The sequence below is a fragment of the Streptomyces sp. MS191 genome (genome assembly GCF_008042125.1).
In the GTDB taxonomy this organism is placed as follows: domain Bacteria; phylum Actinomycetota; class Actinomycetes; order Streptomycetales; family Streptomycetaceae; genus Streptomyces.
Genome location: NZ_RDBI01000020.1, coordinates 1 through 18,620 on the forward strand (window position 1 = coordinate 1; position 18,620 = coordinate 18,620).

17 protein-coding genes are annotated in these 18,620 nt (G+C 73.0%); 4 read left to right on the forward strand and 13 right to left on the reverse strand.

Annotated elements, in window-relative coordinates; all coding sequences use genetic code 11:
* On the reverse strand, nucleotides 1-557 hold a 557-nt coding region (locus EAO71_RS02425), incomplete at its 3' end, for an IclR family transcriptional regulator (protein ID WP_147976094.1).
* Nucleotides 558-632: 75 nt separating this feature from the next.
* Between EAO71_RS02425 and EAO71_RS02430 the strand changes: the two genes are divergently transcribed.
* Entirely contained in the window at nucleotides 633-1,328 is a 696-nt protein-coding gene (locus EAO71_RS02430) for a substrate-binding domain-containing protein (protein ID WP_147976095.1), read from the forward strand.
* Nucleotides 1,329-1,620: 292 nt separating this feature from the next.
* Here EAO71_RS02430 and EAO71_RS02435 read toward each other — a convergent pair whose 3' ends face one another.
* The 9 genes from EAO71_RS02435 to EAO71_RS02475 all read right to left on the reverse strand — a co-directional run bounded on the left by EAO71_RS02435 (nucleotide 1,621) and on the right by EAO71_RS02475 (nucleotide 11,115).
* Nucleotides 1,621-2,529, reverse strand: a complete 909-nt coding sequence (locus EAO71_RS02435; protein WP_147976096.1) for a TauD/TfdA dioxygenase family protein — start codon at nucleotides 2,527-2,529, stop codon at nucleotides 1,621-1,623.
* Nucleotides 2,530-2,555: 26 nt separating this feature from the next.
* Nucleotides 2,556-2,924, reverse strand: a complete 369-nt coding sequence (locus tag EAO71_RS02440) for a 4Fe-4S dicluster domain-containing protein (RefSeq protein WP_147976097.1) — start codon at nucleotides 2,922-2,924, stop codon at nucleotides 2,556-2,558.
* Nucleotides 2,921-4,525 carry an FAD-dependent oxidoreductase gene (locus EAO71_RS02445; RefSeq protein ID WP_147976098.1) on the reverse strand — a complete coding sequence of 535 codons (1,605 nt, stop codon included), beginning with the start codon at nucleotides 4,523-4,525 and terminating at the stop codon, nucleotides 2,921-2,923. The genes EAO71_RS02440 and EAO71_RS02445 overlap by 4 nt, the downstream gene beginning before the upstream one ends.
* On the reverse strand, nucleotides 4,522-5,874 hold the full coding sequence (locus EAO71_RS02450) for an LLM class flavin-dependent oxidoreductase (protein ID WP_147976099.1): 1,353 nt from the start codon (nucleotides 5,872-5,874) through the stop codon (nucleotides 4,522-4,524). Before EAO71_RS02450 ends, EAO71_RS02445 begins: the two co-directional genes overlap by 4 nt.
* 59 nt (nucleotides 5,875-5,933) lie before the next feature.
* Complete coding sequence (locus tag EAO71_RS02455; protein ID WP_222723535.1) at nucleotides 5,934-6,869, reverse strand: ABC transporter permease; 936 nt, start codon at nucleotides 6,867-6,869, stop codon at nucleotides 5,934-5,936.
* Nucleotides 6,866-7,717: an ABC transporter ATP-binding protein gene (locus EAO71_RS02460; RefSeq protein WP_147976100.1), complete on the reverse strand. Its 852-nt coding sequence runs from the start codon at nucleotides 7,715-7,717 to the stop codon at nucleotides 6,866-6,868. The genes EAO71_RS02455 and EAO71_RS02460 overlap by 4 nt, the downstream gene beginning before the upstream one ends.
* 4 nt (nucleotides 7,718-7,721) lie before the next feature.
* Nucleotides 7,722-8,789: an ABC transporter substrate-binding protein gene (locus EAO71_RS02465; protein ID WP_147976101.1), complete on the reverse strand. Its 1,068-nt coding sequence runs from the start codon at nucleotides 8,787-8,789 to the stop codon at nucleotides 7,722-7,724.
* 650 nt (nucleotides 8,790-9,439) lie between these two features.
* On the reverse strand, nucleotides 9,440-9,973 hold the full coding sequence (locus tag EAO71_RS02470; RefSeq protein ID WP_147976102.1) for a rhodanese-like domain-containing protein: 534 nt from the start codon (nucleotides 9,971-9,973) through the stop codon (nucleotides 9,440-9,442).
* A 260-nt stretch (nucleotides 9,974-10,233) separates the two neighbouring features.
* Nucleotides 10,234-11,115: a DUF1684 domain-containing protein gene (locus EAO71_RS02475; RefSeq protein WP_147976103.1), complete on the reverse strand. Its 882-nt coding sequence runs from the start codon at nucleotides 11,113-11,115 to the stop codon at nucleotides 10,234-10,236.
* Nucleotides 11,116-11,715: 600 nt separating this feature from the next.
* On the opposite strand from EAO71_RS02475, the gene EAO71_RS02480 reads away from it, so the two are divergent.
* Together EAO71_RS02480 and EAO71_RS02485 are read left to right on the forward strand one after the other, a co-directional pair.
* Complete coding sequence (locus EAO71_RS02480) at nucleotides 11,716-12,864, forward strand: tetratricopeptide repeat protein (RefSeq protein WP_147976104.1); 1,149 nt, start codon at nucleotides 11,716-11,718, stop codon at nucleotides 12,862-12,864.
* Nucleotides 12,861-13,982 (forward strand): polyprenyl synthetase family protein, encoded by a 1,122-nt coding sequence (locus tag EAO71_RS02485; RefSeq protein WP_147976105.1) that lies wholly within the window; start codon nucleotides 12,861-12,863, stop codon nucleotides 13,980-13,982. The genes EAO71_RS02480 and EAO71_RS02485 overlap by 4 nt, the downstream gene beginning before the upstream one ends.
* On the opposite strand, the gene EAO71_RS02490 is transcribed toward EAO71_RS02485, so the two are convergent.
* Entirely contained in the window at nucleotides 13,954-14,349 is a 396-nt protein-coding gene (locus EAO71_RS02490; RefSeq protein ID WP_147976106.1) for a hypothetical protein, read from the reverse strand. The two genes, EAO71_RS02485 and EAO71_RS02490, sit on opposite strands and share 29 nt — an antisense overlap.
* A 277-nt stretch (nucleotides 14,350-14,626) precedes the next feature.
* Here EAO71_RS02490 and EAO71_RS02495 point away from each other — a divergent pair, with 277 nt between their 5' ends.
* Complete coding sequence (locus tag EAO71_RS02495) at nucleotides 14,627-15,976, forward strand: PucR family transcriptional regulator (RefSeq protein ID WP_187282531.1); 1,350 nt, start codon at nucleotides 14,627-14,629, stop codon at nucleotides 15,974-15,976.
* A gap of 33 nt (nucleotides 15,977-16,009) precedes the next feature.
* Here EAO71_RS02495 and EAO71_RS02500 read toward each other — a convergent pair whose 3' ends face one another.
* A complete protein-coding gene (locus tag EAO71_RS02500) occupies nucleotides 16,010-16,231 on the reverse strand; it encodes a hypothetical protein (protein ID WP_147976107.1) in 222 nt (73 codons plus the stop codon).
* Between the two features lie 187 nt (nucleotides 16,232-16,418).
* A complete protein-coding gene (gene katG / locus EAO71_RS02505; protein WP_410093941.1) occupies nucleotides 16,419-18,557 on the reverse strand; it encodes a catalase/peroxidase HPI in 2,139 nt (712 codons plus the stop codon).
* Nucleotides 18,558-18,620 lie beyond the last annotated feature (63 nt).

The following is an 18,620-nucleotide window of genomic DNA, read 5'->3' on the forward strand; positions in this document are numbered from 1 at the left end:
CCCTGCGGACGGAGCTGGACCGGATCCGTCCGCAGGGTCTTCGGGTCGGTGACGGTGTGCGGGGTCCAGGCCCGCAGCGGCGAGGCGAGGACCTCCTCCTGGATGTCCGGCGGCGCGTGGGCCAGCAGCACCCGCCCCATCCCGGTGGAGCCGATCGGGAAACGGGACCCGACCTCCGTCACCAGCTCCACCGACCGGTGCCCGGCGATCCGCTCGACGAACACGAGCTCCGCCCCCTCGCGCACCGCGAGCTGGACGTTCTCGTGGGTCGCCTCGTAGAGGTCCTGCATGAAGGGCAGCGCCACATCACGCAGGATCTGGGTGCGCGGGCATCCCGAGGCGATCTCCCAGAGCCTCAGCCCGACATGCCACGAGCCGTCCTCCCCGCGCTCCAGCGCCCCCCAACCCGCCAGCTCGGCGACCACCCGGTGCGTCGTGCTCAGGGCCAGGCCGGTGCGCTGGGCGATCTCCGACAGTGTCTGCGACGGGTGTTCGCGGTCGAAGGCCGCGAGGACCTCGAGGACCTTTCCAGCCGCCGTGCTCCGGGGTGCGCTCACGCGGCCAGTCTCGCAGACCGCCGTTGAGCCGCCCGGCCGAGCGTCGTACCCTCTGCCGGACACCAAGGAGGCGACGTGGACCGAGTGATCTCTGGGCTGTCCTCGATGGCGACCCGGCCGGTACTGGCCGAGCTGTCCGCGCACATCCGGCTCGCCCACGGGCTCCCCGTGCGGTTCGAGGCCGCCGGCGGGGTCGAGATCGCCCGGCGGGTGCGCGAGGGCGCCGAGGCCGACCTGCTCGTGCTCGCCCACGGAGCGCTGACCGCCCTGGAGAAGGAGGGGCACCTCCTGGCGGGCACGGCGCGCCCGCTGTGGATCTCCCAGGTCGTCGCCGCCGTGCCGGAGGGGTCACCCGTTCCGGCGCTCGACACGGAAGCCGACCTGCGCACCGTCCTGGCGTCCGCCAGGACGATCGCCTACTCCACCGGTCCCAGCGGGACCGCCCTGATCGACCTGATCGGCCGGCTGGGCCTCGCCGGCCCGCTCGCCGGCCGCCTCGTCCAGGCGCCGCCCGGCGTGCCGGCCGGCAGCCTGCTGTCGTCCGGCCGGGCCGACCTGGCGTTCCAGCAGCACAGCGAGCTGATGGACCTGCCGGGCGTCGTCGTCGCCGGCCCGCTGCCGGGCGACACCGCCATCAGCTCGACGTTCGGCGGAGGCGTCCTCGCCTCCGCGTCCCAGCCGCGCCGCGCCCTCGAGGTCCTCGGCCTCCTCGGCTCGGACGCGAGCGCGAGGACCGCCCGGGCCAAGGGCATGCGGGCGTACGGCGCGTAGCGTCCACGGCGCCCGTGCGCGGACGCGCGGTGACCGAAGAGCCCTCGCCCGCGCGGCCCGTCGCCCGCCGGGGCGCGTCGGGTTCGTCGCGTCCGAGGGGACCACGTGCGGTCGTCGTGGTCCGACGCGTGGAACGAGACGGCCGCCGCCGTCGCGGGTGCACGTCCACGACGCCGGCGGCGCTCGCCGGGCCGCCGGGCAACGGAGAGCTGCCCGGCGGCCCGGGGGAGTGCCTCGCCGATCCCGCCGGGTTCAGGACTCCGACCCGGCCGGCGGGACACGCCCGGAGGACTCAGGCCGCCGCCGGGGTGTAGTGGGCGGCGTCGTCACCCTCGATGATGTGGCTCAGCGTGCCGTCCACACCGGCCGGGACGTCGCCCGCGACGGTCACCCGGTGCAGCAGCCGCGGCAGGTCGCCGTAGTCGTCGGGGGCGTAGTGCTGGGTGATGCGGTTGTCGAACAGGACGAGGTCGCCGGGCTGCCACGCCACTCGCAGGATGTTCTCGGGACGGGTCACGTACGACTGGAAGATGCGCAGCAGGTCGCGGGACTCCGAGGGGCCGAGACCGATGATGCTCTGGGCGAAGCCGCCGATGAACAGCCCGCGCTCCCCGGTCTCGGGATGGACCCGGACGACCGGGTGGGCGGTGCGGTACTTCCGGGAGACGAACTGCTTGCGGTGCTCGGCCGCCTTCTCGCTCGCCGGGGCGGCGGGGGCGGCGTAGTCGTAGGCGTTCGTGTGCACCGCCCACAGCCGGTCCGCCAGCTCGCGCAGCGGCTCGGGCAGATCCCGGTAGGCGGCGCCCGAGTTGGCGATGAGGGTGTTGCCCCCGTAGGGCGGGACCACGATGCTGCGCAGCGTGGACGCCTTCGGCGGTGTGCGGACGAAGGTGACGTCCGTGTGCCAGGTGTTGGCGCGGATGCCCTCGTCGCCGTCCACGGGCAGGATCTGGGGCCGGCCGTCGACGGACGGCACGGTCGGGTGCGCCGTGGTGAGCTCGCCGAAGAGGGACGCGAAGCGGAGCTGGCCCGCCTCGTCGAGCTGCTGGTCGCGGAAGACGAGGGCCTTGTGTTCCAGGAGCGCCGAGTTGATCTCGGAGACGACGGCGGGGTCGAGGTCGGCGCGCAGGTCCACACCGTGGATCTCCGCGCCGATACGGCCTCCGGTCCTGCGGACGTCGAAGCCGGTGCTGGTGGTCATGTGCGGTTCCTTTCGGGGGTGATCGGTCAGGATGTGAGGGGCGGTGCGGGGCGGTCGGCCCCCGGTGGGCCGAGGGGAGGGCCGACGGCTCGCAGTGCGCCGGGCGTGCGGCCGTGTCCCCAGCCGATGTGCCGGCGGTAGCTGCCCAGCAGTCCGGTACGGGCCAGGTGCTCCTCGTCCGGGGCGCCGGGGTCGTCGGGCAGCGGGCGGGTCTGCGGCGCGACGTACAGGGCGTCGACCGGGCAGTTCGCCTCGCACTGGAAGCAGGTCTGGCAGTCGTCGCGGCGGGCGAGCACCGGGACTCCGTCCTCGCCCCGGTCGAAGACGTCGGTCGGGCAGACCCTGATGCACTTGTCGCAGGCGATACAGCGTTCCGCCGAGACCAGTTCGATCACGAAGCCACCTCCAGTGGTCTGTCCGGTGCGGAGGCCAGGGGCTCGGGCCGGGTCCACACCCGGTCCAGGCCCCCGGTGACGATGCGGTGGTGCTGCCGCGGATCCTGCGCCGGGAAGTCGAGCCGCCTGGCCATCCCGCGGCTCTCGGTACGGGCCAGCGCCGCGGTGTACATCCAGCGGGCGTGGGCCGCCATCGCCGACGCCTGGCGGGCCCGTACGACATCCCCGCCCTCCGCGTGCAGCGTGCCGCGCAGCTCCTGCCAGAGGCTGTCGAGCACCCGCAGGGAGGCGGTGAGCTGCTCGCCGTGGCGCAGGTAGTTCTTCTCGTAGGGCAGCACTTCCGCCTGGACCGCGGTGACGACGTCACGGAAGCCGCCGGCCGGCCCCGGCCTGCCCGTCGGCCGGATCCCGGCCCCGCCCACGGGGAGCGCACGGCGCGCCGGGAAGCGGCCCCCCAGGGAGAAGGCGTGTCGGGCCGCGCCCTCACCCGCCCACGAGCCCGAGGAGATGGCCCACGCGGCGTTGTGGCTGCCGCCGCCGGTGAAGCCGCCGCAGATCTCCTCGCGGGAGGCCGCGTCACCGGCCGCGTACAGGCCCGGAACGGTCGTCGAGCAGTCGTCTCCCGTGACGCGGATGCCGCCGGTGCCGCGCACGGTGCCCTCGGCGAGCAGCGTGACGGCGAAGCGCTGCGTGAAGGGGTCGATGCCGAGCCGGTCGAAGGTGAGGAAGAAGTTCGGCTGGGCCAGCCGCATCGACCGCCGGGCAGCCGGGTCCGCCCGGTCCAGGCGGCAGTACACCTTCTCGCTGAGCAGCGTCCTCGCGATCACGGACCTGCCGCCCTGGCTGGCCGCACCCTCCAGGACCGTGCCGTCCTCGCGGTAGAAGGTCGCGAAGGAGTAGAACGCGGTCTTGGTGACGGAGGTGCCCTCGGGCGCGATGCCGTACGCGTTGGAGAACTCCATGCCGGACAGTTCCGCGCCCGCCTCGGCGGCGAACAGCGCACCGTCGCCGGTGTTGACGTTGCAGCCCAGCGCACCGCTGAGGAACGCGCAGCCCCCGGTGGCCAGGACGACCGCCCCGGCGCGCACCCGGAACGGCTCCCCGGCCTGGCGCCGGTGACCCCTCGCCCCCGCCACCGCGCCGGACCGGTCCGTGAGCAGCTCGGTCACCGGACTGTGGTCGAGGACGCGCGCACCGGCCCGCTGGACGCGGATCCGCATCCTGCGCATGTACTCCGGCCCCTGCAGCCCGTTCCTCAGCTGCTTCCCGTCCGGACCGGTCGGGAAGGGGTAGCGGCCGGCTGCCGCGAGTTCGTTCATGCCCGCGTACGTCCGGTCCAGCACCCGCGCCATCCAGCGCCGGTCGGCCAGGAAGCCGCCCAGCGCCTCCCTGCTCGCCATGGCCGCCTCGCGCGCGGCGGGTTCCGGCGGGACGTACCAGACCCCGGTGCCGCTCGAGGCGGTGGCGCCGCTCGTGCCGCAGTAGCCCTTGTCGGCGAGGACCACGTCCGCCCCGGCCTGCGCCGCCTTGAGCGCCGCCCACGTCGCCGCCGGGCCACCGCCGACCACCAGGACGTCCGCCGTGAGATCGAGACCGGTCACCGGGTGCCTCCCTCCGCCGCTGCCGCCGCGAGCCGGTTGGCGGGGCGGGCCAGCCCGTAGTGCTCGCGCAGGGTGCGGCCCGTGTACTCGGTGCGGAACAGGCCGCGGCGCTGCAGGATCGGTACGACCTGGTCGACGAAGTCCTCCAGCCCGCCCGGCAGATGAGGCGGCATGATGTTGAAACCGTCGGCGGCGCCCTGGGTGAACCACTCCTCGAGTTCGTCGGCTATCTGCTCCGGTGTGCCGGCGAAGACGCGGTGGCCGCGTCCGCCGCCGAGGCGGGCGATGAGCTGGCGTACGGTCAGGCCGTCGCGGCGGGCGAGTTCGGCGACGAGCGTGAAACGGCTCTTGTTGCCGTTGATGTCCCGCTCCTCGGGCAGCTCGGGCAGCGGCCCGTCCAGGGGCAGCCCCGTGAGGTCCGTTCCGAGCATCCCCGACAGCTGGGCGAGCCCGTACTCGGGGATCTGCAGCTCCGTGAGCTCCTGCTCCAGCGCGCGCGCCTCCGCCTCGGTGGACCCGATGACGGGGGCGATGCCCGGGAGCACCAGCAGCTGGTCCTCGCCGCGGCCGTGGGCGGCGAGCCGGGACTTGAGGTCCTTGTAGAAGTCCTGGCCGTCGGCGAGGGTCTGCTGGGCGGTGAAGACGGCCTCGGCGTACCGGGCGGCGAACTCCTTGCCGTCCTCCGACGAACCGGCCTGCACCAGGAGCGGGTGGCCCTGGGGGCTGCGCGGAACGTTCAGCGGACCCCGGACCCCGAAGTGCTCCCCGCGGTGGTTGATCTCCCGCACCCGGTCGGTGTCCGCGTAGATGCCGCGCTCCCGGTCGAGCAGGATCGCGTCGTCCTCCCAGCTGTCCCACAGCTTGGTGGTGACGTCGACGAACTCCCGGGCCCGCTCGTAGCGGAGCCGGTGCTCCAGGTGCTCGTCCCGGCCGAAGTTGCGGGCCTCGTTGACGGTGCCGGAGGTGACGATGTTCCAGCCGGCCCGGCCGCCGCTGATGTGGTCCAGGGAGGCGAACCAGCGGGCGGTGTGGAAGGGCTCGTTGAAGGTGGTGGAGACGGTGGCGATCAGTCCGACGTGCTCGGTGACCGCCGCCAGCGCCGACAGCAGCGTGAGAGGTTCGAAACCGCCCAGCGCGTTGTACCGGGCGTTCCCCCACAGGGCGAGGCCGTCGGCGAGGAAGACCGAGTCGAGCAGCCCGCGCTCGGCGGTCCGGGCGAGCTGTTGGAAGTAGGCCAGTTCGGTGACCCGTTCGGGCTGGGTACGGGGGTGGCGCCAGGCGGCGTCGTGGTGGCCGGCGTTCATCAGGAAGGCGTTGAGATGCAGCCGGCGGGGGCTGGTCGCGGTCATGGGGTTCCTCGGATCGGGGCGGTGGGACGATCGGGACTGCGCGGCGGGAGGGCGGCGGATCAGTCGCCGGCGGACACGCGCCAGGAGCTGAGCCGGCGCTCCAGGACCACCAGGAGCTGGTTGACGGTCACGCCGATGGCGGAGATCGTGATGATGCCCGCGTACATCTGCGGGATCGCGAAGTTGTACTGCGAGGCGTTGATCAGGTAGCCGAGGCCCGCCTTCGCGCCGATCATCTCGGCGGCGACCAGCACCAGGATCGACACCGCTCCGGCCAGCCGGATGCCGGTGAAGATCATCGGCACGGCCGACGGCAGGATGACCTTCTGGAAGAGACGGGGTGCGGACAGGTCCATGGACCTCGCCAGCTTCAGCAGGGTGGGGTCGACATGGCGTACGGCGCTGATCGTGTTGAGCAGGATCGGCCAGGCGCACGCGTACACCACGATGGAGATCTTCGAGGTCTCACCGATGCCCAGCAGCAGGACGAAGACCGGCAGCAGGGCCAGCGCGGCGGTGTTGCGGAACACCTCCAGCAGGGGATTGAGCAGATCGGCGACGGGCCGGTACCAGCCGATCAGCAGACCGAGGGGTACGGCCACGGCGAGGGCCAGACCGAATCCGCTGAACGAGCGCACCAGGCTGGCGTAGGTGTTGTCGGCGAGCTGGCCGTCGGCCGCCAGCGCCCACCAGGCGACGGCGACCTCGCTGAACGGCGGCAGGAAGGTCCGGTCGACGAGTCCGAGCCGGGGCGCGGCCTCCCACAGCAGCAACAGGGCGGCGATCGCCGCGGACTTGGTGGCTCCGGTCACGAGGAGGGACGCCGGCCGCCGGAGCGCCTCGCGGAGACGGACCGCCCGGGAGCGGGCCCGGCGCGGCGGCGGCGCGGACACGACGGACGGGGCGGCGGCGGGGGCGTGGGTGCCTTCGGCGCGTTCCGCCGGGACCGGCGGGAGAGTTCCCTCGGCGGCGGTGGGGCGGGTCGTGAGGCTCATACGGAGGCCTCCTGCTTCTCCAACTGCTGGGCCAGGGCCACCTCGTCGTGCAGCAACGACCAGATCTCGTGCCGGTGGCGTGCGAACTCGGGACTGGAACGTATGTCGTCCGTGGTGGTGCGGGAGTCGAGGGAGACCGGCACGACCTGCTTGATGCGGCCCGGCCTGGACGTCATGACGGCGACGCGCTGCCCGAGGTAGACGGCTTCGTCGATGCCGTGCGTGATGAAGACGACGGTCTTCCCGGTGCGCTGCCAGATGCGGAGCAGTTCGTCCTGCAACGACTCACGGGTCTGGGCGTCCAGGGCGGCGAACGGCTCGTCCATGAGCAGCACGTCCGGGTCGTAGGCAAGGCTGCGGGCGATCGCCACCCGCTGCCGCATCCCGCCCGACAGCTCATGCGGATGCCGGTTCTCGAACCCGGTCAGGCCGACCAGATCCAGGAACTCCCGTGCCCGCGCGGCCCTTTCGCGGCGCGGAACACCGGTGGCCTCCAGGCCGAACTCCACGTTTCCCTGCGCGGTGCGCCAGGGCAGCAGCGCGTACTGCTGGAAGACGATGCCGCGGTTCAGGCCCGGACCGGTCACGGGTTCGCCGTCGAGCAGGATCCGCCCGCCGGTGGGCCGGGCCAGGCCGGCGAGCAGATCCAGCAAGGTCGACTTTCCGCAGCCGCTGGGGCCGACCAGGACGACGAACTCACCCGCCGCGACCTCCAGGTCGATGCCGTCGACGGCCGTGAACTCCCTGGACCTCCGTGCTCCCGAACCCCCTTTCCCCGGGGAGTCCTTGACGGTGAAGACCTTCCGCACGTCCTCGAACACGATCTTGGGTGTGGTGGACACAGGCATGGGATCAGCTCCCGCTCGTCGAGGCGGAGGGGGCCGGCGAGGAGGGCGTCGCGCCGCCCCGACCGGCCGCGTTGAACTCGTTGGTGTAGAGGTCGCCCAACGTCACCTGGCCCTTCCGGATGTCGCCGCGCTCGGCCAGCCAGTCGATCCAGAGCTGGAGTTCCTTGCCGGTGATCCGGCCCGACGTCTCGGCGACGCCGTAGGACCGCCAGAACTTCAGGGGCGCGGTGTCCTCGTTGCGCCCGCGCTTCTTCACGATGTCCGTCATCCGGGCGATGACCTCGGCGCGCGGAGTGGTGCGCGACCACTCGATGGCCCGGCCCACCGCGGTGACGAAGGTCCGGGCCGTGTCGGGGTTCTGCTTGAGAAAGCGCTCCGTCATCACGTAGGAGCCGGCGCTGAAGGCGCCGAGCAGTTCGAAGTCCGTGAACAGCGGGCGAATTCCACCGACCGCGAGCGCCTTGTCGCGCAGAATTCCGCCGAGTACGGCCACTTCGATCTGTCTCGCACGCAGGGACTGCTCGGTGTTCACCGGCGGCACGACCAGCGGTTCGACCTTCCCGATCTCCGCCCGGGACAGACCGCCACGCTGGAGATAGATGTCGAGCATGGCCTCCGCGTGCGCCCCGAGGGTGTTCATGCCGACCTTCTTGCCGGCCAGATCGCGGGCCGATCGGATCGGGCTGTCCTCGAGGACGTAGTAGCCGTTGTAGGCGTACTTGTCGGAGCCGTAATAACTGATGACGGCCTTGATCGGGGTGTTGTTCGCGGCCAGTTTGACGACCGCGCCGTTGAACGCGCCGCCGAAGTCCGTCTGGCCGGTGGCGGCGGACTGGATGTCCTGAGGCCCGCTGATCGTGTTGCCGACCCACTCCAGCTTCACGTCCTCCAGGTAGCCGAGGTCGGCCGCCAGTTCCGGCAGCGTGACCTGTCCTGCCCACCCCTGGTACCGCAGCGTCCGGGTCTGTCCCTTGCCGGAGGCTCCCGTGGCGGCCGTGCCGCAGCTCACCGCCACCGCCGAGAGCCCGAGCAGGGTGAGGAACTGTCGTCGGTTCGACGCCGTCGTGGTCATGGGGATTCCTGTTCACGTTCGATGGAGCGGCTGCCGGAAACGGGCGCGCCGGAATGACGGGAAAGGGCGTGGAAGGCGCCGGACGGCGGGAAAGGAGCCGAGGCCGAAGACTCCGGAGAAATGTCCCGTGAGTCATCGCGGTGACGCGGCGCGGCACGGCACGTCCACGGCGGAAAGAGGAGCAGGAGAAGGATGCCTGCCGGCGGATCTATCGGCCGGCGGCACAGATGGCGCTGGCTTGACGTCGGAGATCGACGTGCAGCCGCGCGGCGAGGTTCTCAGGCGTGCTCACGACCAAGAGACTTGCAGCGAAATCCGGACCCGTCAATGTCTTGTCCGGCTGCGTCTCGCATAGTGAATCGGGTGACATGCGCGTGTCGTACGGCGTTCACAACCGGCCCGGAAAACGGCGCCGGGAAAGGTTTTTCTGCCGGTCCGGCGTTCGCTCGCCGAATGCGTTCACCGCGATATCGGGGCCGTACGTCCGGATATCGGGCCGGTACGCCCGGAGAAGGACGGCGTCGAGCGGGATCCCGGATCGCGGGGGACCACGCGGAAGACGCGGAACAGGTCCGGGGTGAACGACACCCCGGACCTGCTGGACCGCGTCGAGGGAGAATGCCCCACCCTGAAGGGGCGAGAGGCGCTGCTCAGCCGCGCCGGTTGAAGGGCAGCCGGCCGAGGACCACGGCCATGCCGCAGGTGTCGGTGAGCGCCGAGAACACCAGACCTCCGGCGATCCCCGCGGACAGCACCTGGAACGCCGGATGCACGAGCAGGCCGAGAGCCAGACCGAGCAGCACGAGCGCACCGGCGGTGAAGCGCACCTGACGCTCCATGCCCCAGACGGCACGCACGGGGCCGGGCGGACGCTCGAGCGGGTGCCCGGCGGCGGCCCAGGCCCGGGTGCCGCCGGTGAGGCCCGCGGCGGTGATGCCGTGGGAGGCGAGCACGGCGACGCCCTTCTCGGAGCGGGTGCCGCCGGCGCACACCAGGAGCAGCGGTCCTCGCTCGGCGGCGTCCCGCAGCTCGGGGAGATGGTCCTCGATGCGGTCCAGGGGGACGTTGACGGCGCCCGGCAGCCGGCCGGAGGCGAACTCGCCGGGGGTACGGACGTCGACCACGTGCAGCTCGGCCAGTCGCGACCGTGCCTCGTCGACACTCGGGGTGCTGGAGATACTCATGGGGACCTGCCCTCGGCAGAGACGGGGAGCGGCCCCGCACCCTCAGCGGCAGGGCCGTTCCCAGGAGGCTAGGGGGTGTTGCGGAAGGAGCGCCGTCCGCCCGGAGGGCGTGCCAGGCGGGACTTTCGCAACACACCCTAGGTGTCGCCGGGCCGCTGGGCCCGCCGGCGGACGGTATCGCCACGGGGTGGCCATGACGCCGTCACGCCGCGGCAACAAACCGGGCCGACGCCGTCCGCGGGACCCCATCGGGACACCGTTCAGGCGACCGGGCCGCGCTCCCGGGGGATCCTCTCCCCGGCCTCGATCGCGACGGGCAGCCGGTTCTCGGCCGGCGGCAGCGGGCAGGTCGCGAAGTCGGTGTAGGCGCAGGGCAGATTGGTGGCGCGGTTGAAGTCGAGCACGACCGCGCCGTCGGGCCCCGGCGCGGCCACCGTGAGCTGCCGGTTGGCCGCGTACGTGGTGACGCCGGAGGTCTCGTCGGTGAACAGCACCGTGAGGCTGCCGGGCGTGTGCCCGTTGAACGCGGTGAGGCTCAGCTCGCGCTCCTGAAGCCGGAAGACGACACGGCCCGGGGCGTCGTACACGTGCCGGAGTCCCTCGACGGAGGCACCGACCGTGGTCGGCCGCGGCTCGTCGAAGGCTTCGTAGCGGCCCGTGACGACCCAGCGGGCATCGGGCGCGTAGGCCGGCGTCCCGGTGAACCCGACCCGCAGCGGATGGTCGGGGTGGCGGGGCCGGACCACGTCGTGGCCGCCGCGCTTGGCGACCTCGACCACGGTGTCCTGCCAGACGGCGTCGACGCCGCCGCGCTCCGGAATGACGCCGAAGAGGTGCCGCCCGCGCACCACCGCGCCCCCGACGACGAGTTCCGTCCCCTCGTCGAGCTCCACGGTGACGCCCTCGGGCCCCGTCGACCAACTGCCGGGCGCGCCGGGGACGTTCTGCGGCTCCGCGGAGAGCCAGTGCAGGCCGGTGACCGCGAGGAAGCCGTGCTCGGCTGCGAGCCGGGCGTCCTTGTCCCGGTGCCACTCCTCCCACTCCGCGGCGAAGCGCGCCGGATCGGGGGAGCCGGTGTCGGTGTGCCCGTCGATGTCGCCGTCGACGGTCTCGCGGGCCTCGGTGATGCCACGGACGCTCATGCGTCTCCTCCTGCTGCTGTGGATGGTGAGGTGTGCTCGGGCGGCCCGTCCGCCGGCGAGCCGGAATCCCGAAGGCAGGGGACCGGAACGGCAGGAGGAGCGGACCGTGGGGCAGGACGAGGCCGTCGGGGAGGCGCCCAGGAGCCCTTCGGGGCGAGCGCGTCGGTGTCCGGACGCCGGGTCGAGGCCTCGGTGTCAGCCGGAACAGGCCATGGTCGTGACGCGCACGTAGTCCACGTGCCGACGCGTCACGAGCAGGCTCATGGGTTCAGGAAAGCACGACTTCCGTCCACCGCACCAGTGATCCCGCCTCATCGCGGACCGAGCCCCGGGCGGTGCCGTCCCCGGGGAACCGTCGCCGCACGGCCGGCCGCACCCCCTGCGGGGACCTCCAGGACGCGCCGGCGACGTGCCCCGCGTACGTCTCGGCCGGCCCCGCGTACATCTCGCTGAGGATCCTCGGACGGCCTTGTAGCACTTGAGGCGGACCCCGGCGCCCGTACCGGGACGGACATTGCGGCCGATGAGGAACCCGCGCCCGCCGTCCACGTCTTGACCCTCGCGCCGGCTTGATCGTCGAGTCGGCAGGAGGAGGTTCTGATGGCAGGTCAGGTGAGTGAGAGGCCGGCGAAGGCGTCCGCGCCGGAGTACCAGGGGGCCCTGGGGTCGTTGTCGGTGAACGCCTCCCTGCCCGAGGTGCTCGCCCGGGGCGTGCGGGAGCTCCGTGCGGCGGAGCTGTCCGGCGATCTCCGGGAGGCGGCGCGCTGCGGTCTGGCCGTCGCGGAGGCGTGCCGCAGGCTCGGGCGGATCGGGGAGGCCGACCGGGCCTGGAAGGCGAGCTACCGGGCGGCGCGTTCGGCAGGCCACGAGGGGGCGATGGCGTGGGCCCTGTGGAGCGGCGGCACCCTGGCCCGGCAGCGCGGTGCGCTCAGGCTGGCCTACCGGTTGCTGAGCCTGGCGGCCGAGGCGGGCGAGCGGGGCGGGGACGTCGTCGTGCGGGGCTACTCGCTGGCGGGGCTCGCCGAGACCGGGCGGATCCAGGGCGACTACGAGGCCGTGGGGAGGCTGCACGAGCAGCTGCTGGCCGAGGCCCGCCGCCGAGGCGAGGCCCGGCACACGGTGTGGGCGCTGGAGGGCATCGCGCAGATGCACCGCAACACCGGCCGCTACGACGACGCCCTGGCCCTGTTCGAGGAGGCGGCCGAGACGGCGTCGCGCGCCGAGGACCGGCGCGGTTGGGCGTGGGCGCTGCGGGGCATCGCCGACGTGGTGTCCGTACGCGACGGGGACGTGGAGCGCGCCCTGTCCCTGCTGACGCGGGCGGAGGAGGCGTGCCGGGAGATATCGCTGTCCAGCGCGCTCGCCTACAACCACAAGATGCGCGGCAACGTGCTCTACCGGGCGGGTCGGTACGAGCAGGCCCGCGAGCTGTACGCGCTGGCGCTGGAGGAGTTCCGCGAGATGGACGAGCCGCGCGGGACGGCGCTGTCGCGGCTGGGACTCGTCAAGGCCGGCGCCCGCCTGGGCCGTGACGCCGGGAGGACCGCCGCGGAACTGGCCGAACTCCGCTCGACGCTGGACCGCATCGGGCTGCGGCACGCCCGGGACATGGTGGACAAGGCCGCCGCCGAGCTGGGAGTCGGGCCGCTGCCGGACCGGACCGGGGACGGACCGGGGGCGGCCGGGCCGATCCTGCCCGCGGTCGGAGTGGAGGCACTGCGGACGGCCGACCCGGAGGGGCTCCGATGACCGCCCTCCCGGCCTCCTCCTCACCCGTCCGGCCGCCCGCCGGTCTTCCCGGCGCCGCGACCCCGGCACGCACCCCTCGTGGTCACGGCGCCTCGACGCCCGCCGTCCTGAAGCGATGCCGGGAACTGGTCCGCCCCGTGCTGGCGGAGGCGGTGGGCCGGCTGCATCCCTGGCCGGGGGAGATGGCCGCGTACGCGCTGGGCTGGGCCGATACGGCCGGGACCCCGGCCCTCGGCGGGTCCGAGGGCAAGGGAGTCCGACAGGCGCTCGCGGTGCTCGGGGCCGAGGCCGTCGGGGCGGACGGCGCCGCCGCCGTCCCGGGCGCCGTGGCCGTCGAACTCGTGCACACCTTCTCCCTGCTCCACGACGACATCATGGACGCCGACGCCCTGCGCCGGCGGCGCCCGGCGGTCTGGAAGGCCTACGGCACGGGTCCGGCCGTCCTGGCCGGCGACGCGCTCCACGCCCAGGCCGTGGCCGGCCTGGCCGAGGCCAGGAACCCCCACGCGGCGGCCGCGGTCCGGTGCCTCTGCCGGACGCTGAACGCCCTGGTGACCGGCCAGGCCGAGGACCTGCGCTTCGAGGAGCGGCCCTGGTCCGGACCCGGCTCGGTCGTGCCGGGGGAGTACCGGTCGATGGCCGAGCACAAGACGGGCGCGCTGCTGGGTGGCGCGATCGCGCTCGGCGCGGTCCTCGGCGGGGCCCCGGACAGGACCGTGACCGCGCTCGAACGCGCCGGGCGCCACCTCGGGCTCGCCTTCCAGGCGGTGGACGACCTCCTCGGCATCTGGGGCGACCCGGCGGAGACCGGCAAGCCCGTCCACGCCGACCTGCGACGGGGCAAGAAGACCTACCCGGTCCTCGCCGCGCTGGCCGGCGGCGGCACGGCCGCGCGGGAACTCGAGACGCGGCTCGGCTCCGCCCGCCGGATCGACGGAGAGACCGCCGCACGGCTCGCGACCCTCGTGGAGGAGGCCGGCGGCCGGACCGCCGCCCGCGAGGAGGCCCGCCGCCAGCTGGACACCGCCCGCCGCGCGTTGCGGGCGGCGCCGCTGGCCCACACCGCCGCACAGGAACTGGACACGCTGTTCACGCACCTGCTCGACCGCACGTGGTGACGCACGCGCCGCACACCCGGGACCGGTCGCCCGGCCGCCGGTGCGGTCGGCCGCCCGGGCCGTCGCGCGGCTCTCCCCGCTCCGGGGCGCCGCCGGGGAGTACGGAGCCGGTGCGCGGACCGGCCGTGTCCCGGGTCCGCGCCCCGTCGAACCCCGTGGTGGGGGCGGCGACCAGTGCGCCGGTCGGCGCGTAGGTCATGAGCTTCAGCGTCACTGCCGAACGTTCCACCGCCTCGCGCCAGCGGCCGGAGTAGGTGGACTGCCCCAGCCAGGAACGCCAGAAGCGGACCGTGTGGTCGAAGAGCCGCTCGAACTCCTCCAGGCGCTGCCGCAGGGCGTCCCGCGCGGCGAACGCGGCCTGCAGCACCAGCAGATCAGCGCCCCGGACCTCGGCCTCGCGGACACGGCCCGCACGCGGGCGTCCGGCCGGGAGGTGATCGCCCGCGTCATCTGCGGGGCATGGCGGTTCTCCTGTCCGAGTCACGGTGCACCGGTGCGGCGGGGGAGGGGCACGGCGTGTTCCACCCGTGTCTGGTGGTCCACGGACGTGCCGTGTTACCAACTGGTAGCGAGCCGGAAACCATGATGGCGGCGGTGCGGGACCGCGCCCCCGGTCCACGTGACAGAGATTCGTGAGGTGGATTGTGACCGCGCACAACGAGCTGGAGCGCGACCAGACACCGCAGTTCGGCGGCATCCCGGTACACCGACGGCTGCTGGCCGCCCGGCCGGGCCTGGCGTCCGCCGTCGTCGCCCGGCTCGTCGAGCAGCTGCCCGTCTACGGGACGCTGCCTTCGGAACAGCTCCGGGGCGACATCGCCCGGCAGGTGGCGAACGGCATCCGGAGCTGCGCCGAGGTCCTGCGCACCGGCGAGCTGCCCGGGGAGACCGAGCAGGCCGAGATCCGCGAGTCGGCGGCCCGGCGCGCAGACGAAGGGGTGCCCCTGGAGTCCGTCGTCGGCGCCTACCACCTCGGCGCGGAGGAGTGCGCCGCCCAGGTGCTGGCGTCGGCCGAGCCCGGCGACCTGCGCGACGTGCTGCTGGCCCAGAGCCGGCTGCTCGCCTATCTGCGCCTGGTGAGCTGCGCCGTCGCCGCCGGATACGTACAGGAACGGCAGGCGGCTCTCGGCGACCGGCAGGTGGCCCTCCAGTCGCTGATGTCCAGGCTGCTGGAGGGCGGCAGCCCGTACGCCGAAGCGGCCCGTGCCGGCATCCACCTGCCACCCTGCTACCTGGTCCTGAGCATCGGTCTGGGACCGCATCCGGACGAGCTGCTGCCCGACGTGAACACCGGCGTCGCCGTGCGGCGCAAGCTGAGGCGCCTGCGCAACGAGCTGCAGCGCCAGACCACCGGAGTACCCCTCTCCGCGCTCTCCGGGGACGGCGGGCTGATACTGATCCCGCACGAGACGCCGGCCGCCGAATGGGGCGCCGTCGACCGGGAACGCCTCTCCCGGCTGATCGAGGAGCTCGGCCGGATGTGCGGAGCCGAACTGATCGCGGGCGCGGCCGCCGCGGCCCCCGAGGACGTCTCACAGGCCGTCCGGCTGGCCGGCGAGGTCCGCGAGATCGCGGAGACCTCCGGCCGCGGACCCGGACTCCACCTGCTCGACGACGTCCTGCTCGAGTACCAGTTGAGCCTTCCGAGCCCGGCCCGCGCCGGGCTCGCCGCACTCCTCGACCCGCTCGACGCGCGCCCGGAGCTGTCGGACACCCTGCGGACCTTCGTCGCCTGCGGGCTCGACCGCCGCCGCGCCGCCGCCCGGCTCCAGGTCCACCCGAACACGGTCGACTACCGCCTGCGCAAGGCGATGGAACTCACCGGCCTCGACACGGTCCGGGGCGCTGATCTGCTGGTGCTGCAGGCCGCGTTCGCCGCGCGGGACGCCCTGCGGCAGCCGCCCCGGAGCCCGGGTGACGGCAGGACCGCGTCGCGTGAGGCGACCGGGCCCGGACCCGGCCGCCAGGAGGGGGCGCGCACGACCGCGTCCTGAGCCCGGCGGCGGGCCGCACGGGCCCGGACGGCATCAGTCCCGATCGGTCGGCCGCTCCTCGGACGAGGGCTCCAGGATCTCGTCGAGGACGTCGGCGACGACACGGTGGATCACCCCGTCGAGCGTCGCCGCGAAGGACTCCGACGAGTCGTCCGAGGGCACGTAGGAGGTGATCGACTCCTGCTCCCGCCGCCGCGCCCAGTCACGGGCCCGCCGGATCCGGTCCAACAACTGGGCAGCGTCCATGTCCGTCATGGCCTCATGATCCCGGGACCCGGGCCGGTCCGCCTTCCGGCGCTCTGCCGCCCGGCCCACCGTCCCGGCGCACCGTCCCGGCACCGGCTCACCCGCCCGGCACCGGCTCACCGGCCGGAACCGACCCGGGAGCCGGCCGAGGTCCCGGCCCACCGACCGGCGGGCCGGGACGTACGGCGCGGGCGGCTCAGCCGAGGTCGAACCGATCGAGGTTCATCACCTTGTCCCACGCCCCGACGAAGTCGCGCACGAACTTCTCGCCCGCGTCCTCGGCCGCGTAGACCTCGCTGAGCGCCCGCAGCTGGGAGTGCGAGCCGAAGACGAGGTCGGCTGCCGTCGCGGTCCACTTGACGGCACCCGTGGAGCGGTCGCGGCCCTCGAAGACGTTCTCGGTGGACTCCGACGCCTTCCACTCCGTGTCCATGTCGAGCAGGTTCACGAAGAAGTCGGTGGTCAGCGCCTCCGGCCGGTCGGTGAAGACGCCGTGCGCCGATCCCCCGAAGTTGGCGTTCAGGGCACGCATGCCACCGGTGAGGACCGTCATCTCCGGAGCGGTCAGGGTCAACAGGGCGGCCCGGTCGAGCAGGAGCATCTCCGGGGAGAGCTTCTCGCCGGCCCGCAGGTAGTTGCGGAATCCGTCCGCCCGTGGCTCCAGCACGGAGAACGCCTCCACGTCCGTCTGCTCCTGGGAGGCGTCGGTGCGTCCCGGCGCGAACGGCACCGTGACCGGATGCCCGGCGTTCTTCGCGGCCTGCTCGACGGCCGCGCACCCGCCCAGGACGATCAGGTCCGCGAGGGAGATCCTGGTCCCACCGGACTGCGAGCCGTTGAAGTCCCGCTGGATCTGTTCGAGTGTCCGCACCGTCTCGGCCACGCCGGACCGGCCGTTGATCTCCCAGTCCTTCTGCGGCGCGAGGCGGATCCGGCCTCCGTTGGCCCCGCCGCGCTTGTCGGTGCCGCGGAAGCTCGCCGCCGACGCCCAGGCGGCGGTGACCAGCTGGGGGACGGACAGTCCCGAGGACAGGATCCGCTCCTTGAGAGCGGCGACGTCCGCGTCCCCGACCAGCTCGTGATCGACGGCGGGGACGGGGTCCTGCCACAGCTGCGGCTCGGGGATCCACGGGCCCAGGTAGCGGGAGAGCGGTCCCATGTCGCGGTGGAGCAGCTTGTACCACGCCTTGGCGAAGGCGTCGGCGAGCTGGTCGGGGTTCTCGTGGAAGCGCTTCGCGATCGGACCGTAGACCGGATCCAGCTTCAGCGAGAGGTCCGTCGTCAGCATCATCGGCGCGTGCCGCTTCGACGGGTCGTGCGCGTCGGGAACCGTGCCCTGCGCGGCGGGGTCCTTCGGCTTCCACTGCTGGGCTCCGGCCGGACTGGTCGTCAGCTCCCAGTCGTACCGGAACAGGTTGTCCAGGTAGCCGTTGTCCCACTTGGTCGGCTCGGTGGTCCAGGCACCCTCGAGCCCGCTGGTCAGCGCGTCGACGCCCGCGCCGGTGCCGTGCGTGTTCCGCCAGCCGAGCCCCTGCTGCTCGATGGGGCACGCCTCCGGCTCCGGACCGATGTACGAGGGGTCGACCGCGCCGTGACACTTGCCGAAGGTGTGACCGCCGATGATGAGCGCGGCCGTCTCCTCGTCGTTCATCGCCATGCGGGCGAAGGTCTCGCGGATGTCGCGGGCGGCCGCGAGGGGATCGGGATTTCCGTTGGGGCCTTCGGGATTGACGTAGATGAGACCCATCTGCACGGCGCCGAAAGGCCCGGTGAGTTCACGGTCGCCGCTGTACCGCTCGTCTCCGAGCCAGGTGTCCTCGGGGCCCCAGAAGATCTCCTCGGGTTCCCAGATGTCCGGCCGTCCGAATCCGAATCCGAACGTCTTGAATCCCATGGATTCCATCGCGCAGTTGCCGGCGAAGACCAGAAGATCGGCCCAGGAGATCTTCCGACCGTATTTCCGCTTCACGGGCCAGAGAAGACGGCGCGCCTTGTCGAGGCTCGCGTTGTCCGGCCAGCTGTTGAGAGGTGCGAATCGCTGGGCGCCGGAACCGCCGCCACCGCGGCCGTCCGCGATCCGGTACGTCCCCGCGGCGTGCCAGCTCATACGGATGAAGAGCGGCCCGTAGTGCCCGTAGTCGGCCGGCCACCAGTCCTGTGAGGTCGTCATCACGTCGATGACGTCGCGCTTCAGCGCGTCGACGTCGAGGCCCGCGAACTCCGCCGCGTAGTCGAAGTCCTCGTCCATGGGCGTGGACTGGGGCGAGTGCTGATGGAGAACCTGTAGGTCGAGCTGCTGCGGCCACCAGTCCCGGTTCGTCCGGGGGGCGGCCACCAGTCCCGGTTCGTCCGGGGGCCTCGTCCTGCGCGGCCTCGCCACCAACGAGGCGTTCCACGA

Bases quoted from the DNA above. Each gene is read 5' to 3' on its own strand.
- EAO71_RS02485 (WP_147976105.1), top strand. From the start codon at position 12,861: ATGACCGCCCTCCCGGCCTCCTCCTCACCCGTCCGGCCGCCCGCCGGT.
- EAO71_RS02475 (WP_147976103.1), bottom strand. From the start codon at position 11,115: ATGAGCGTCCGTGGCATCACCGAGGCCCGCGAGACCGTCGACGGCGAC.
- EAO71_RS02480 (WP_147976104.1), top strand. From the start codon at position 11,716: ATGGCAGGTCAGGTGAGTGAGAGGCCGGCGAAGGCGTCCGCGCCGGAG.
- EAO71_RS02435 (WP_147976096.1), bottom strand. From the start codon at position 2,529: ATGACCACCAGCACCGGCTTCGACGTCCGCAGGACCGGAGGCCGTATC.
- EAO71_RS02500 (WP_147976107.1), bottom strand. From the start codon at position 16,231: ATGACGGACATGGACGCTGCCCAGTTGTTGGACCGGATCCGGCGGGCC.
- EAO71_RS02460 (WP_147976100.1), bottom strand. From the start codon at position 7,717: ATGCCTGTGTCCACCACACCCAAGATCGTGTTCGAGGACGTGCGGAAG.
- EAO71_RS02465 (WP_147976101.1), bottom strand. From the start codon at position 8,789: ATGACCACGACGGCGTCGAACCGACGACAGTTCCTCACCCTGCTCGGG.
- EAO71_RS02450 (WP_147976099.1), bottom strand. From the start codon at position 5,874: ATGACCGCGACCAGCCCCCGCCGGCTGCATCTCAACGCCTTCCTGATG.
- EAO71_RS02470 (WP_147976102.1), bottom strand. From the start codon at position 9,973: ATGAGTATCTCCAGCACCCCGAGTGTCGACGAGGCACGGTCGCGACTG.
- EAO71_RS02455 (WP_222723535.1), bottom strand. From the start codon at position 6,869: ATGAGCCTCACGACCCGCCCCACCGCCGCCGAGGGAACTCTCCCGCCG.